We start from the raw sequence: 14,778 nt of genomic DNA on the forward strand, positions 1-14,778 counted from the left end.
CCGCTTCGCGGCTTCGCGACCGTCGCCGGGATCGCTCACCGCGCCCGCCGCACGGCGGCGATGCCGAGCGCCAGGAACAGGGCGTTGGGCGCCCAGGCCGCCACCCAGGGCGCCACGCGCCCTGACAGGCCGAGCGCGAAGCTGACGCCCTGGACGCCCCAGAACAGCAGCGACACGCCGACGGACTCGACGAGCGCGGCCGAGACGTGGCCCTTGCGGTTGCGGCGCAGCGCGAGCGCCACCGCGAGCAGCGCGCCGGGCACGCCCGCGAACGGGTAGGCGACGCGGTCGTAACGCTCGAGCTGGAACTCCTCGGTCGCCAGCCCGAGGTGCCGGCGCACGGCGATCTGGGCCACCAGCGTCCTCCAGCGGAGCTGACTCGGCCGGCCGGGGACGACCGCGAAGGCCTCCGGCGGCTCGGGGAACTCGTAGCGGCGAGAGTCCGCGCGCTCGAGCCGCACGCTGCCGTCCGGCAGGAACGTCCGGTCCTGCACCTCCTCGAGCATCCACGCGTCCCCGTCCGGCCGCATGCGCGCCGCGTCGATCCGGCCGGCGAGCCGGAAGTCGGGCGTCACCGCGAGCACCGTCACGCGCGCGAAGCCCCCCCCGGGGAGGCTCGCGCCGAGGTGATAGATCCGGCGCCCGTCGCGGCTGCGGAACCAGCGCTTCGGCTCCCGGGCCTGCTGGAACTGCCTCACGCCGCGTGAGAAGCGCGTGGCGCGGATCTCCTCGGCGCGCGCGGTCGCCTCGACGCCCCAGACGTCGTGGACGACGACGAGCGCGGCCCCTGCGAGCAGCGTGACCGCCGCCACCGGGCCGGCGAGGCGCCACGGCCCGAGGCCCAGCGCCCGCATCGCGGTGTACTCGCGCGTCCTGCGGAAGGTCGAGACGGCGATCGCGGCGCCGAGCACCATCGCCGCGGGCGCCACCTGGCGGACCACCACGGCCGTCTTGTTCGCGTAGAGCTCGAGGACGGCCGGGATCCAGCCCGGCCCCGTGAACGACGCGGAGTTGTCGACGAAGTCCACGGCCAGGAAGATCGCGACCACGCCGGCGAGCGAGCCTACGAACGCCGCGAACGTCCGGCGAGCGGCGTAGCGGAACAGGATCACCGCGCCGCTCCGGGGCGGCTGCCGACCACGCGCGCGTTCGGCGGCACGTACCTCGACAGGTGCGGCAGCATGGACAGCCCCCATAGCACGCCGGGCGTGACGGCGGGCCCATCGTGCCGTGTCCGAGGGCCGCCGTGGAGGCGGCGCCAGACGGGGCGCCCCGCGGTGTGTCGGCCCCGCGAAGTCGAAGGCGACCCGGTGACGCCTGCGCGACTTTGTCGCGCGGCTCGTCGGGGGATCCCTCGTCTCGGGGGAGCGCACGCGAGAAGGCCCGATATGCTCCCGCAGTCATGGCCCCCATCGTCCTCACCGGCTGCGCAGGGTTCATCGGATCTCACGTCGCGCGGCGCCTGCTGCGCGATGGGCACGAGGTGAGCGGGCTCGACAACCTCAACGACTACTACGACCCCTCGCTCAAGCGGGCGCGGCTCGCGCTGCTCGCGCCGGAGCGCGGCTTCCGGTTCACGGCCGCCGACGTGGCGGACAGGGAGGCGCTCGACGCGGTGCTCGACGAGGCCGAGCCCGAGTACGTCGTCCACCTCGCGGCGCAGGTCGGCGTGCGCAACTCGGTGCGGAACCCGCGGGCGTACGCGGAGACGAACCTCGACGGCTTCTTCAACGTGCTCGACGGCTGCGCGCGCCGCGGCGTGCGGCACCTCGTGTACGCCTCGTCGAGCTCCGTCTACGGCTCGAACGAGAAGGTGCCGTTCAGCGAGGAGGATCCCGTCGACCATCCGATCAGCTTCTACGCCGCGACGAAGAAGGCGAACGAGATCATGGCGCACGCGTACAGCCACCTGAACCGGCTGCCCACCACGGGCCTGCGCTTCTTCACGGTGTACGGGCCGTGGGGCCGCCCGGACATGGCGCCCATCCTGTTCGGGCGCGCGATCCTGCGCGGCGAGCCGATCACGCTGTTCAACCACGGCCGGATGCTCCGCGACTTCACCTACGTCGACGACGTCGTCGAGGTCGTCACCGCGCTCGTCCCGCGGCCGCCCGAGCCGGAGGACGCGGCGCCCTACCGCGTCCTCAACGTGGGGAACGACCGGCCCGTCGCCCTGGAGGAGTTCGTCGCGATCCTCGAGCGGCACCTCGGTCGGCCCGCGCTCCGGAAGTACGCGCCCATGCAGCCTGGCGACGTGCCCGCCACCTGGGCGGACGTGAGACGACTGCAGGCGACGGTGGGGTTCGTGCCGCGCACGCCGATCGAGGAGGGGCTCCGGAGGATGACCGAGTGGCTCGTGGCGTACGACGGCGACGCACGGAAGGGAGCGCACGCCGGGTGACCCCGCCCCTCGGAGACCGCGCCGCGGCCGAACCGCCCCCGCCGGGCGTGCCCGCGGGCCCGACCGTCGCGCCGGCGGCGGGCAAGGTCCGCCGCCGCCTCGGGCGCGTCGCGCTCGCCTGGACCCTCGGGATCGCCCTGCTCGCGTGGGTCACGCGCGGCGTCGAGTGGGGGCGGCTCTCGTCGTCGCTGCGCGCGGCGCCGTCGTGGACGTGGGCGGCGGCGGTGCTGGGCCTCGCCGGGAGCTACCTGCTCCGCGCGCTGCGCATCCACGCGGAGCTCGGCAAGCGCCACGGAGCCTCGGTGGGCCAGTGCCTCGAGGTGATGCTGGTCCACAACGCCGCCGTGAACCTGCTCCCCATGCGCGGCGGCGAGGCGGCGTACCCCTGGCTCGTGCACCGCCGGCTGGGCGTGCCGGTCTCGCACGCGGTCGCGAGCCTGGTCTGGATGCGCGTGCAGGACGCGCTCGTGCTCGGCCTCGCGGTCATCGCGCTGTGGCCGGGGCTCGCGGCCCCGCTGCGGCTCGGCGCCGCCCTCCTGCTCGCCGGGGCCATCGCGCTCGGGCTGCGCGTCCTCGAGCGCGCCGCGCTGCGCGCCGGGGCGCGCGATCCTCGCCTCGGCGTGATCCGCGCCGCGACCGGCGCGCTGCAAGCGCTCGCGCTCGCCCCCCGCCACGGCTGGGCGGGCTGGGCCTTCTGCGTCGGGAGCTGGACGCTGAAGCTCCTCGTGCTCGCCGCGCTGCTGGCGGGGCTCTCGGCCCTGCCCGCGCCGGCGGCCCGCACCGGCGTCCTCGGCGGCGAGCTCGCCGGCGTGCTGCCGCTGCAAGGGCCCGCCGGGTTCGGCACCTACGAGGCCGGGGTCTGGGCGGGCGCGTCGCTGCGCGGCCACTCCGCGCTCGAGATCGCGGCGCCCGCCATCGCCGTGCACCTGCTGTCGCTCGCCACGGCGGTGGCGAGCGGCGCCCTGGCGTACGCGGCGTCCCAGCGCCGCGGCGCATCCCCTCGGACCGCCGGGAAGGACGCCGATCGTGCTCCCGCACGTGGCGAGCGAGCTCGCTGAGACACCGACCGCGGTCGAGCTCCCTCCGCATCGCCTCTCCGTCGTCGTGCCCATGTACGACGAGCGCGACAACGCCGCGCCGCTCGTGGACGCCGTGCAGGCGGCGCTCGCCGAGCACCCGCACCCGTGGGAGCTCGTCGTGGTGGACGACGGCAGCCGCGACGGGACGGCGGCGGCGCTCGAGCGGCGCGCGGCGCAGGTCGGGGAGCACGTGCGGGTGATCCGCCTCCTCCGCAACCACGGCCAGTCGGCCGCGATGCAGGCCGGCATCGACGCCGCGCGGGGCGACGTGATCGTCACGATGGACGGCGACCTCCAGAACGACCCGCGCGACATCCCGGCGCTCGTCGCCCGGCTGCTCCGCGGGGACCTCGATCTCGTCGCCGGCTGGCGGCAGCGACGCGAGGACGGCCTCCTCCTGCGCAAGCTCCCCTCCCGCGTCGCGAACCGCCTCATCCGCCGCGCCACCGGGCTCCGCTTCCACGACCTCGGCTGCAGCCTCAAGGCGTTCCGCGGCTCCGTCGTGCGCGAGGTGCGCCTCTACGGCGAGATGCACCGCTTCATCCCGGCCTGGCTCGCCACCGTGACCTCGCCGGACCGCATGGCGGAGGTGCCCGTCTCGCACCACGGCCGGGCGCGCGGGAAGTCCAAGTACGGCCTCTCCCGGACGTTCCGCGTGCTCATCGATCTGCTCGCGGTCCACTTCTTCCTGCGCTACCGCGCGCGGCCCGGACACTTCTTCGGCAGCATCGGCCTCGCCGTGCTCGGCGCCGGGCTCGCGATCCTCGGCTATCTCGGGTTCCTCAAGCTCACCGGCGAGAGCATCGGCGGACGTCCGCTGCTCTCCCTCGGCTTCTTCTGCGTGATCGGCGGGGTGCAGCTCCTCACCACCGGCGTCCTCGCCGAGCTGCTCGTCCGCGTCTACTACGAGGGCGGGCGCGCTCGCTCGTATCACGCCGCGCCCGCGGCCTCGCTCCGCGAGGGCGCCGGGTGGCACGCCCCGCGCCCCCGGCCCCTCCAGCTCCCCCCGCCGGAGGGCGGATGAGGATCCCGACTCAGCCGCTTCGCCGCGAGCCGACCGCCGGCCCGCGGCCCGCGGCCACGACGGCGGACGAGCCGTGGTCCTCCGCCGAGCGGCGCTGGTACGCGGGCGCGATGGCGCTCGCCCTGCTCGTCATGGCGGCGGGGCTCGTCTTCCCGGACCTCATGGGCGGCGACGCCGCGCAGGACGCGGTGATGGCGCTGCGGATGTACCTCGCCGACGACTGGGTCAACCTCGTCAAGAACGGGCGCGACTACCTCGACAAGCCGCACCTCCTCTTCTGGTCGGCGCGGGCGAGCTACGAGCTGTTCGGCGTGCACGACTGGGCCTACCGGCTCCCGTCGGCCCTGGCCTCCCTGCTCGGCGCGTGGGCGGCCTACGGCATGGCGAGGCGCCTCCACGGCGAGACGGCCGGCCGGCTCGCGGCGCTCATGGTGGTCACCGCGTACGCGATCGTGCTCGGCAATCACGACGTCCGCATGGACGCCCTGCTCATGGGCTTCACCGCCTTCGGGACCTGGCAGCTCCTCGAGTACCTGGAGACCGGCCGCGCCCGAGCGGCGGTCCTCGGCGGCGCCGGCGTGGCGCTCGGGGTCTCCGCGAAGGGCATGGTCGCGGTGGCGGTGAGCGGCTGCGTGCTCTTCTTCTACGTGTGGGGCCGCGGCCGCTGGCGGCGGCTGTGGAGCTGGAAGATCGCGCTGGGGATCGCCGTGTTCGTCCTCGCGCTCTCGCCGGTGCTCTTCGCCTACTACCAGCAGTACGATCTCCATCCCGACAAGGTCGTGAACGGTCGCACCGGCGTCTCGGGCGTGAAGTTCATCCTGCTCGGGCAGAGCCTGGAGCGCTTCGGCGGGGGCCGCGGGCACAAGATCGCCGACGACCACCTCTTCTTCTTCCACACGCTGGCCTGGGCGTTCCTGCCCTGGAGCCTCCTGACCTATGCCGCGTGGGCCGAGCGGTTCCGGGAGCTGTTCCGGCGGCGCTGGGCCGCGTTCCGTGAGCGCGAGCAGCTCACCTTCCTGGGCCCGTTCGCGTTCCTCGCCGTCCTGGGCTTCTCGCAGTTCAAGCTGCCCCACTACCTGAACGTCGTGCTGCCCTTCCTCGCCGTGTTCACGGCGAGCTACCTCGCCGACCTGCGCCGCGAGGGCCGGCTGCGGGCGCTCGCGCGTCTCCGGTGGGTGCAGCTCGTCGTCATCGCCGCGCTCCTCGCGCTCGTCGTGGTCCTGAACGCGTGGGCGTTCCCGGTCGAGCGCGCCTGGATCGTGCTCGCCGCGCTCGCGCTGCTCGCCGTCCTCGTCGCGAGCCTCCGCGTCCGCGAGCCGCTCGCGCGCGTGTGGGCGCCCTCCGCCGTCGCCATCCTCCTCGCGGAGCTCCTGGCGAACACCAGCTTCTACCCGCGCCTCGGCCGCTACCAGCCGGGGAGGGACCTCGCGGCCGCCGCGGAGGCGAGCGGCGTCGACTGGGAGCGCACGTTCTTCCTGGAGACCGTCTACCAGCCGTTCCAGTTCTACGCGGGGCGTGTCATCCCGCAGCTGGACTTCGCCGGCCTGCACCGCGAGGTCGCCGCCGGACGAGAGCTCTTCCTCGCCGTGTCCGCGGAGGAGGAGCGCCGCCTGCGCGACGAGGGCATCCCGCACGAGGTGCTCGCCACGAGCCCGAGCTGCCGGGTCCTCAACCTCACGGGAAAGTTCGTGAACCCGCGCACCCGCGACGGCACGTGCAAGACGGTGTTCCTGGTCGCCGCGGGGGCGAGCGCCCCGGACCACCGGCGCGTCGAGCCCGGTCGAACCGGCGACCGTCCGTAGGCGACGCACCGCCAGGACCCGAGCATCCGCTCCCCTCACCGCGGGGCCACGTGTAGGCTGTCCGGAACCCAGGAGCCTCCCAATGCGCCGCCTCCCGCGAACCCTGCTCGTCTCCACCCTCGCCCTCGCGCCTCTCCTCGAGGGCTGCCGCTGGTCGACGGTCGATTCCGGCCACCGCGGCATCGTGTTCAAGGCGCTCGGCGGCGGCACGAGCCGCGAGGTGCTGGGCGAGGGGCTGCACGTGATCCCGCTGTGGAACAGGATCATCCAGTACGACATGCGCGTGCACGAGATGAAGGAGCAGCTCTCCGTGCTCTCGTCGAACGGGCTGCCGCTGCGGGTCGAGGCGAGCGTCCGCTTCCGGCCGGAGCTCGAGGAGCTGTTCGAGCTGCAGACGCAGATCGGCCAGGACTACGACTCGAAGGTGATCGCGCCGATCGTGCGCTCCGAGGCGCGCAAGGTGTTCGGCCGCTACCAGCCGGAGGAGATCTACTCGACGAAGCGCGAGGAGATCGAGCAGCAGATCTACTCGGAGGTGACGCGCGCCCTGAAGGGCAAGCACGTCGTGGTCGAGGCGGTGCTCATCCGCGACGTGGACCTGCCGGAGGCCATCAAGACCGCCATCTCCGACAAGCTCGCCGAGGAGCAGCGCGCGCAGAAGATGAAGTTCACGCTCGACCGCGAGCGTCAGGAGGCGCAGCGCAAGCAGATCGAGGCCGAGGGCATCCTGAAGTACCAGAACATCGTGCGCCAGGGGCTCTCGGCCGAGTACCTGCAGTTCAAGGGGATCGAGGCCACCGAGCGGCTCGCGGCGAGCTCGAACGCCAAGATCGTGATCGTCGGCGGCGCGAAGGGCGGGCTGCCGCTCATCTTCCAGGGCGACAAGTAGGGACGCGCAGGGATCGATCCGGGCGGCGGCGCGCCGGCGCCGTGATCGCGGAGGCCTCGCCCGCTGTCGTGGAGTCGTCGACGTCACCGCAGCGCACCCCGCGAACGTCCGGGGACGCGCGGGCCTACGGCACCGCCGCCGCGTCGCGGACCAGGTCCGCGTAGCGGTTCACCGGGTCGGCCGGGTCGGTGCCGTCGCGCCAGTAGAACGTGTGCGGGTCCCACGCGTCGGGGCGGCCGTCGTAGGCGAACAGCCAGGGCGCGACGCCGGCGCCGCCGGCCGCGCGGATGCAGCGGAACCAGCCGCGGTAGATGGCGCGGCGATCCTCGAGCGGCAGCCCGTCGTTGCGGAGCGCCAGCTCCCCCACGAGGAGCGGCTTCCCGAGACGGCGGGCGGTCGCGATCCGCTCGGAGAGGAACCCCGCCCCGAAGAACGCGGCCCAGTCCGCGGGCACGCCCCACGCCTCCGGGTAGAGGTGCACGGTCGCGTAGTCCAGGTGCGGCGAGGCGGTGAGGAGCGCGAACTCCTCGGCGTCGAGCCCCTCCTCGCCCGAGCCGACGAGGTGCCCGGGCGCCTTCGCCTTCACGAGGGCGGCGAGCTCGTCCACCCAGGCGCGGAGCGCCTCGCGCGAGACGCCGTCCGCGCGCGGCTCGTTCACGAGCTCCCAGGCGAGCACGGCCGGGTGGTCGCCCCAGCGGAGGCCGTCCACCGTGCTGACGCGGTCGAGGAGCGTGGCGACGTGCGCGCGGAAGTGCTCGACCACCGCGCGCTCGGTGAAGAAGCGCGGATCGCCCTCGCGCGGCGCGGGGAGCCCCGCCCAGGCGACGTACTGGCGCTGCCCGCCGTAGGCGTCCCAGCGGTTCGCGAGCGGCAGCACCAGCCGGAGCCCGTGCACGCGGGCCCGCGCGAGGACGAGGTCCAGCCCGCGCAGGGCGACCTCGTCGTAGACCAGCGGCACCACCTGCATCGCGGTGTCCTGCGCGCCGTCGTTGAACGCGTTCGTGCGCAGGGCCCGAACGCCCAGGGCGGAGGCCTTCGCGAGCGTCTCCTCCACGGCGGCGGCCTCCGGATCGCCGCGGCGCAGCGCGCGGGTCGCCTCCTCCTGGAGGTAGTAGGCGTTCAGCGCGACGAGGTGGCCGTCCACGCCGGGCAGGACGAGCGGCGGCCCCTCCGCGCACGCGGCGGCCTCCGCCTCCAGATCCCGTCCGTCCTCGCACGCGGCCACGAAGAGCAAGATGATCGCGGGGGCCCCGGCGCGCACGGGTCCACCGAGGCGTCAGGCGTTGCGCCAGGCGCGCTCGGCGCGGAGCACGATCGCGCCGAGCGGCACGTCGAACGGCCAGGAGTCCGCGATCATGCGCCCGAGCCCCTCCCCGCGGTCGCGCTTCGGCGGGAGCGCCCCGTCGTCGAGGGCGGCGAGGTAGGTGCGGAGGGTGTCGCGGCAGGCGCCGAGCTGGGTCGGGCAGAGCTGGTAGCGCGGGGCGGCGAGCTCCGCCTCGATCTCGGCGAGCGCGCTCACGACGAGGGTGCGGGCCTGCTGGCGGCGGTCCATCGGCACCGCGTTGTACCCGACCTGCGCCGCGAGGGAAACGGCGCCGCCGGGCCGTCCGCGCCCCCGCCCCGGCCATTCTTTCAACGAACATTGAAAGAAAGGGCCGCCGCTGGTAGAGATCGCGCGCCATGGCCTACCGCTCCCTGCGGGAGTTCCTCGATCGGCTGGAGAAGGCGGGCGAGCTCCTCCGCGTGAAGGAGCCGGTCGATCCGGTCCTCGAGATGGCCGCGCTGGCGGATCGCGCGGCGAAGCAGGGGGGGCCGGCGCTCCTCTTCGAGAACGTGAAGGGTCGGGCGCCCGGCGGGTTCCCGGTGGCGATGAACCTGTTCGGGACGCGGCGCCGGGCGAGCTGGGCGCTCTCCTCGGAGGACTTCGAGGAGCACGCGCGCGAGCTCCGCTCGCTCCTGCACATGGCCCCGCCGCAGTCGCTCTGGGACAAGCTGAAGATGCTCCCGAAGCTCGGGAAGCTCGCGACGATGACGCCGAAGCACGTCTCCTCGGCGGCGAGCCAGGAGGTGGTGCTGCGCGAGCCCGACCTCGGTCAGCTGCCGGTGCTCACCACCTGGCCGCACGACGGCGGCCCGTTCGTCACCCTCCCGCAGGTGATCACGCGGGATCCGGACACCGGCATCCGCAACGTCGGCATGTACCGGCTCCAGGTGCTCGGTCCCCGGCGGCTCGCCATGCACTGGCAGCTCCACAAGACCGCGACGGCCCACTACCGCGGCTACCGGAAGCGCGGCGAGCCCATGCCGGTCGCGATCGCGCTCGGCGGCGATCCCGCCCTCACCTACTGCGCCTCGGCGCCGCTGCCGCCCAACGTGGACGAGTACCTGTTCGCCGGGTTCCTGCGCGGCGAGGCGGTGCGGATGACGAAGGGCGTGGCGGTGGACCTCGACGTCCCCGCCGACGCGGATCTCGTCATCGAGGGCTACGTGGACACCGCGGCACCCCTCGTGCGCGAGGGGCCGTTCGGCGATCACACCGGCTTCTACTCGCTCGCGGACGACTACCCCGCCCTGGACGTGGTCGCCGTCACCCACCGCCGCGGCGCGATCTACCCCGCCACCGTGGTGGGTCCGCCGCCGGTCGAGGACCAGTGGCTCGGCAAGGCGACGGAGCGGATCTTCCTGCCGATGCTGCAGATGATCTTCCCGGAGATCGTCGACATGGCGATGCCGGTGGAGGGCGTGTTCCACAACCTCTGCCTCATCTCCATCAAGAAGGAGCACCCCGGCCAGGCGAAGAAGGTCATCCACGGTCTGTGGGGCTCGGGCCAGATGGCGCAGACGAAGACGCTCGTGGTCTTCGACGACGACGTGGACGTGCAGGACGTGCCGCAGGCCGCCTGGCGCGCCTTCGCCAACGTGGACGTGAAGCGCGACCTCGTGATCGCCGACGGCCCGGTGGACGTGCTCGACCACGCCGCCACGCACTTCGCGTTCGGCGGGAAGATCGGCGTGGACGCGACGCGGAAGTGGCGGGAGGAGGGCGGGCGCGAGTGGCCGGAGGTGTGCGTCCACCCGCCCGAGGTGATCGCGCGGATGGACGCGCTGTACGAGCGGCTGGTCCCCGGCGCGGAGCGGCCGCGCCGGCCGCGCATCGCGCCGCCGCCGGCCGCGTCGTGGAAGCCGCCCAGCGGAGGGATCCTCCAGTGAGCGTCCCCCTCCCCGGCGAGGCGCAGCGCGGCTCGGCGGTGCGGGCGATGTTCGACCGCATCGCCCCCCGCTACGACCTGCTCAACCGCGTGATGACGCTGAAGGTCGATCAGGCCTGGCGCCGGCGGCTCCTCGCGGACCTGGCGCCGCGCGACGGCGAGGCCCTGCTCGACCTGTGCGCCGGCACCATGGACGTCGCCGCCCTCGCCCGCCGGCGCTCGCCGGGCCTCCGGATCGTCGGCGCGGACTTCTCGTTCCAGATGCTCGCGCGCGGCGTCGAGAAGACGGGGCTGCCCGCCTCGCAGGCGGACGCGATGGCGCTCCCCTTCCACGCGTCGCGCTTCGACCTCGCCACCGTGACGTTCGGGATGCGCAACCTGGAGCGCTTCGAGTTGGGGCTCGCCGAGCTCGCGCGCGTGCTGAAGCCCGGCGGCCGCCTCGGCGTCCTCGAGTTCTTCCGGCCCGAGTCGACCGGCTCGCGCTTCGTCCACGGCGCGTACAACCGGCTCGCGCTGCCGGTCCTGGGGCGCATCCTCTCGCCGGATCCGGAGGCGTACCGCTACCTCGTCGCCTCCATGGAGCGGTTCGCGTCGCGCCCGGAGTTCGAGGAGGCGGCCCGGCGCGCCGGCTTCCGCGAGGTGCGGGGCGAGACGCTCTTCCCCGGGGTCTGCGGCCTCGTCACGGCGGTGCGGGCATGAAGCTCGTGGTGGCCGTCTCGGGCGCGACGGGCGCCCCCTACGCGAGGCGGCTCCTCGACTTCCTCGCCGCCAACGGGGAGAGGCACGGCGTCTCCGTGGACCTGGTCTTCACCCAGACCGGCAAGCAGGTGTGGAAGCAGGAGATCGGCGCGGAGCCGCGCTACCCGTTCCCGGTCTGGAAGAACCAGGACTTCACCGCGCCGTTCGCGTCGGGCTCCGCGCTCTACGACGGCATGGTGATCGTCCCCTGCTCGTCGGGCGCGCTCGCGCGCATCGCGCACGGCATCTCCATCGACCTCGTGGGCCGCGCCGGGGACGTGATGCTGAAGGAGGGGAAGAAGCTCGTGCTCGTGCTCCGCGAGACGCCGCTCTCGCTCGTGCACGCGCGCGCCATCGCGCAGGTCATCGAGGCGGGGGCCACCGTCCTGCCCGCCTCGCCGTCGTTCTACTCCGGGCCGAAGACCATCGACGCGCTCGTGGACACGGTGGTGTCCCGGGTGCTCGACCGCCTCGGCCTGCCGAACGAGCTCATGAAGCGCTGGGAAGGCCTATCAGGTTCTGGCCGGGGGGATGCGGCCCCCGATCCGATGGAGGAGCCGTAGATGATCTCGACCCTCGCGCACCGCGCGCTCGAGCGCGACGGCCTCGGGCCGATCCGCGACAAGGTCCTCGCCGGCGAGCGGCTCGGCGACGCGGACGCGCTCCGGCTCCTGGAGGCGGCGGACCTCGCCGCGGTGGGCGCCCTGGCGAACCACGTCCGCGAGGCGCGCCACGGCGATCTCACCTTCTACAACCGCAACGTCCACCTGAACCCGACGAACGTCTGCGTCGCGACCTGCAAGTTCTGCTCGTTCGCGCGCAAGGACGATCAGGCCGCCTCCGAGGGCTACACGATGTCCCTCGACGAGGCCGTGCAGAAGGTCCTCTCGCGCCGCGGGCTCGGGATCACCGAGGTGCACATCGTCTCCGGGCTGCACCCGGACCTGCCCTGGGAGTACTACCCGGAGCTGCTGCGCCGCATCCGCCAGGCCTGGCCCGAGCTCGCCATCAAGGCCTTCACCGCCATCGAGATCCACTTCTTCGCGGAGAAGTTCGGGAAGAGCTACGAGCAGGTGCTGCGCGAGCTGCACGAGGCCGGCATGGACACCATGCCCGGCGGGGGCGCCGAGATCTTCGCGACGCGCGTGCGCCGCAAGATCTGCGACGACAAGGCCACCGCCGAGCAGTGGCTCGAGATCCACCGCACCGCCCACCGGCTGGGCCTCAAGACCAACGCCACCATGCTCTACGGCCACATCGAGCGGCTCGACGAGCGCGTGGACCACATGCGGCTCCTGCGCGAGCTGCAGGACGAGACCGGCGGCTTCCAGGTCTTCATCCCGCTCGCCTTCCACCCCGAGCACAACATGATCGGCAAGGCCTTCCCCAAGCCGACCGGGTACGACGCGCTGCGCACCCTCGCGGTGGCGCGGCTGTACCTCGACAACTTCGACCACGTGAAGGCGTACTGGGTCTCGCTCGGCGAGCGGCTCGCGCAGACGTCGCTCGCGTTCGGCGTGGACGACGTCGACGGCACCGTGCTCGAGGAGCGCATCTACCACATGGCCGGCTCGACCGTCCCGCAGGCGCTCTCGGAGCGGACGCTGCACGAGCTCATCCGCGCCGCGGGCCGCGTGCCCGCCGAGCGCGACAGCCTGTACCGCGTCCTGAAGGTGCATGAGCAGCCGCCGAGCGACGCGCCCGGACGCCTGCAGGTCACCGCCTGACTGGAATCGAGCCCATGCCGAAGCTCCGCGCCGCAGCCGTCTCCTTCCTGAACGCGCACCCGCTCACCGTCGGGCTCGAGGGCTCCGACCGGATCGAGCTCGTCCCCGCCGAGCCGTCGCGGTGCGCCGCGATGCTGGAGGACGGCGAGGTGGATCTCGCGCTCGTCTCGGTCGCGGCCCTCACCAAGGGCGAGTACGAGATCGTCCCGGGCATCGCCATCGGCGCGGACGGGCCGGTGCAGACGGTGGTCCTCGCCGGCGAGCAGTCGCCCGCGATCTGGGACGAGGTGTTCCTCGACACGGCCTCGCGCACCTCGCACGTGCTCGCCAAGCTCGTGCTCGACGCGATGGGCGTTCACCCCAAGTTCACGCCGATGCACGCGGACGAGGGGCTCGCGCGCGCCAAGGGGACGAAGGGCGCGCTCGTCATCGGGGACCGCGCCTTCGGCGTGCGGGCGAACCACGTGCTCGACCTCGGGCGCGAGTGGACGCACCTCACCGGCCTGCCCATGATCTTCGCCCTGTGGGCCGCGCGCCCGGGGCGCGTCTCGCCGGAGGACGTGCAGGAGCTGACGCGCGCCGCGCAGCACGGCCTCGGCGTCCGCACCGAGCTCGCCCAGCGCTTCGCCGCGCAGAAGGGCGGCGATCCGGAGCGCTTCCGGCGCTACCTCACGCAGCGCATCCGCTACGGGCTCGGGCCGCACGAGCTGGACGGCCTGGAGGCCTTCCTCGGCAGGGCGGCCGAGAAGGGGTTCCTGCCGCCCATGAAGCTGCGCTTCGTCGACGACGTGGTCCGCACGACGCGCACGCGGCGGCTGGTGTCGCTCGACACCGCGCTGCAGAAGGGCGCCGACGGCGAGCGCCTCGACGCGGACGAGGCGGAGCTCCTCGACGAGAAGGCGCCGCTCCTCGAGCTCGGCCTCGCCGCCGACGCCCGCCGCCGCGCGCTCCACCCGGACGGAGCGGTCACGTACATCGTATCGCGGAACGTGAACTACACGAACGTCTGCACCACGGCGTGCCACTTCTGCGCGTTCTACCGGCCGCGCGGCCACAAGGAGGCCTACGTCCTCGACCGCGACGAGCTGACCCGCAAGATCGACGAGACCGTCGCCCTCGGCGGCATCGAGATCCTGCTCCAGGGCGGCCTGCACCCCGACCTCGGCGTCGAGTGGTACGAGGACCTCTTCCGCTGGGTGAAGGCGAGGTGGCCGGCGATCAACCTGCACGCCCTCTCCCCCGAGGAGATCTGGCACATCGCCCGCACGAGCGAGCTGCCGCTCGACGACACCATCGCGCGGCTCATCGCGGCCGGCCTCGACTCGATCCCCGGCGGCGGCGCGGAGATCCTCGACGACGAGGTCCGCCGCCGGATCGCCCCGCTCAAGTGCTCCAGCGACGAGTGGCTGTCGGTCATGCGGGCGGCCCATTTGAAGGGGCTGCGCAGCACGGCCACCATGATGTTCGGGGTGGGCGAGGAGCCCCGCCACCGGGTCGCCCACCTCGTGCGCCTGCGCGAGCTGCAGGACGAGACGCGCGGCTTCACCGCCTTCATCTGCTGGCCGTTCCAGTCGGCCAACACCCGCCTCACCGCGTCCGACACGAGCGCGCAGGCCTACCTCAGGGTCAACGCGGTCTCGCGGCTCGTCCTCGACAACGTGCCGAACCTGCAGGCCTCCTGGGTGACCATGGGCGGCGGGGTCGCGCAGGCCTCCCTGCACATGGGCTGCAACGACTTCGGCTCGGTGATGATCGAGGAGAACGTGGTCTCCGCGGCCGGCACGACGTTCCAGATGGACGCGGAGGAGGTCGAGCGGCACATCCGCGACGCGGGCTTCCGGCCGGCGCGGCGGAACATGAGGTACGAGCGCGTGGGGGACGCCGCGGCGTGATCCCGAGGGTGTACAGC

13 protein-coding genes are annotated in these 14,778 nt (G+C 73.4%); 10 read left to right on the forward strand and 3 right to left on the reverse strand.

The genetic code is table 11. The features are described 5' to 3' along the window. Positions 1 to 35: 35 nt before the first annotated feature. Positions 36 to 1,112, reverse strand: coding sequence for an LptF/LptG family permease (locus tag ANAE109_RS21535; protein WP_012099016.1), 1,077 nt, complete (start codon positions 1,110 to 1,112; stop codon positions 36 to 38). 290 nt (positions 1,113 to 1,402) lie between these two features. On the opposite strand from ANAE109_RS21535, the gene ANAE109_RS21540 reads away from it, so the two are divergent. From ANAE109_RS21540 to ANAE109_RS21560, 5 genes are all read left to right on the forward strand, one after another. After that, complete coding sequence (locus tag ANAE109_RS21540) at positions 1,403 to 2,401, forward strand: NAD-dependent epimerase/dehydratase family protein (protein WP_041448606.1); 999 nt, start codon at positions 1,403 to 1,405, stop codon at positions 2,399 to 2,401. Further along, on the forward strand, positions 2,398 to 3,459 hold the full coding sequence (locus ANAE109_RS21545; protein WP_012099018.1) for a lysylphosphatidylglycerol synthase transmembrane domain-containing protein: 1,062 nt from the start codon (positions 2,398 to 2,400) through the stop codon (positions 3,457 to 3,459). The genes ANAE109_RS21540 and ANAE109_RS21545 overlap by 4 nt, the downstream gene beginning before the upstream one ends. After that, a complete protein-coding gene (locus ANAE109_RS21550) occupies positions 3,428 to 4,504 on the forward strand; it encodes a glycosyltransferase family 2 protein (RefSeq protein ID WP_012099019.1) in 1,077 nt (358 codons plus the stop codon). Before ANAE109_RS21545 ends, ANAE109_RS21550 begins: the two co-directional genes overlap by 32 nt. Beyond that, a complete protein-coding gene (locus ANAE109_RS21555; RefSeq protein ID WP_012099020.1) occupies positions 4,501 to 6,306 on the forward strand; it encodes a glycosyltransferase family 39 protein in 1,806 nt (601 codons plus the stop codon). Before ANAE109_RS21550 ends, ANAE109_RS21555 begins: the two co-directional genes overlap by 4 nt. Positions 6,307 to 6,388: 82 nt before the next feature. Continuing rightward, positions 6,389 to 7,195, forward strand: a complete 807-nt coding sequence (locus ANAE109_RS21560; RefSeq protein ID WP_012099021.1) for a prohibitin family protein — start codon at positions 6,389 to 6,391, stop codon at positions 7,193 to 7,195. Between the two features lie 124 nt (positions 7,196 to 7,319). Here ANAE109_RS21560 and ANAE109_RS21565 read toward each other — a convergent pair whose 3' ends face one another. Both ANAE109_RS21565 and ANAE109_RS21570 read right to left on the reverse strand, forming a co-directional pair. Next, positions 7,320 to 8,456 (reverse strand): cellulase family glycosylhydrolase, encoded by a 1,137-nt coding sequence (locus ANAE109_RS21565; RefSeq protein ID WP_012099022.1) that lies wholly within the window; start codon positions 8,454 to 8,456, stop codon positions 7,320 to 7,322. 15 nt (positions 8,457 to 8,471) lie between these two features. Beyond that, the gene (locus ANAE109_RS21570) at positions 8,472 to 8,747 is read right to left on the reverse strand and encodes a hypothetical protein (protein ID WP_041448607.1); all 276 of its coding nucleotides are present in this window, start codon (positions 8,745 to 8,747) and stop codon (positions 8,472 to 8,474) included. A 128-nt stretch (positions 8,748 to 8,875) separates the two neighbouring features. Between ANAE109_RS21570 and ANAE109_RS21575 the strand changes: the two genes are divergently transcribed. From ANAE109_RS21575 to mqnC, 5 genes are read left to right on the forward strand one after another with little or no spacing between them, the layout of a single operon-like run. Then, on the forward strand, positions 8,876 to 10,405 hold the full coding sequence (locus tag ANAE109_RS21575; protein ID WP_012099024.1) for a menaquinone biosynthesis decarboxylase: 1,530 nt from the start codon (positions 8,876 to 8,878) through the stop codon (positions 10,403 to 10,405). Further along, entirely contained in the window at positions 10,402 to 11,103 is a 702-nt protein-coding gene (locus ANAE109_RS21580; RefSeq protein ID WP_012099025.1) for a ubiquinone/menaquinone biosynthesis methyltransferase, read from the forward strand. Before ANAE109_RS21575 ends, ANAE109_RS21580 begins: the two co-directional genes overlap by 4 nt. Continuing rightward, a complete protein-coding gene (locus ANAE109_RS21585; protein WP_012099026.1) occupies positions 11,100 to 11,705 on the forward strand; it encodes a UbiX family flavin prenyltransferase in 606 nt (201 codons plus the stop codon). Before ANAE109_RS21580 ends, ANAE109_RS21585 begins: the two co-directional genes overlap by 4 nt. After that, positions 11,706 to 12,869: an aminofutalosine synthase MqnE gene (gene mqnE / locus ANAE109_RS21590; RefSeq protein ID WP_012099027.1), complete on the forward strand. Its 1,164-nt coding sequence runs from the start codon at positions 11,706 to 11,708 to the stop codon at positions 12,867 to 12,869. 14 nt (positions 12,870 to 12,883) lie between these two features. Continuing rightward, a complete protein-coding gene (gene mqnC / locus ANAE109_RS21595; protein ID WP_012099028.1) occupies positions 12,884 to 14,761 on the forward strand; it encodes a cyclic dehypoxanthinyl futalosine synthase in 1,878 nt (625 codons plus the stop codon). Positions 14,762 to 14,778 lie beyond the last annotated feature (17 nt).

This window comes from Anaeromyxobacter sp. Fw109-5, from assembly GCF_000017505.1.
Classification (GTDB): domain Bacteria; phylum Myxococcota; class Myxococcia; order Myxococcales; family Anaeromyxobacteraceae; genus Anaeromyxobacter.

What these genes read in the sequence shown, in the direction of transcription:
- ANAE109_RS21540 (WP_041448606.1), top strand. Translation starts at nt 1,403, where the DNA reads ATGGCCCCCATCGTCCTCACCGGCTGCGCAGGGTTCATCGGATCTCAC.
- ANAE109_RS21555 (WP_012099020.1), top strand. Translation starts at nt 4,501, where the DNA reads ATGAGGATCCCGACTCAGCCGCTTCGCCGCGAGCCGACCGCCGGCCCG.
- ANAE109_RS21560 (WP_012099021.1), top strand. Translation starts at nt 6,389, where the DNA reads ATGCGCCGCCTCCCGCGAACCCTGCTCGTCTCCACCCTCGCCCTCGCG.
- ANAE109_RS21570 (WP_041448607.1), bottom strand. Translation starts at nt 8,747, where the DNA reads ATGGACCGCCGCCAGCAGGCCCGCACCCTCGTCGTGAGCGCGCTCGCC.
- ANAE109_RS21575 (WP_012099024.1), top strand. Translation starts at nt 8,876, where the DNA reads ATGGCCTACCGCTCCCTGCGGGAGTTCCTCGATCGGCTGGAGAAGGCG.
- ANAE109_RS21585 (WP_012099026.1), top strand. Translation starts at nt 11,100, where the DNA reads ATGAAGCTCGTGGTGGCCGTCTCGGGCGCGACGGGCGCCCCCTACGCG.
- mqnE (WP_012099027.1), top strand. Translation starts at nt 11,706, where the DNA reads ATGATCTCGACCCTCGCGCACCGCGCGCTCGAGCGCGACGGCCTCGGG.
- mqnC (WP_012099028.1), top strand. Translation starts at nt 12,884, where the DNA reads ATGCCGAAGCTCCGCGCCGCAGCCGTCTCCTTCCTGAACGCGCACCCG.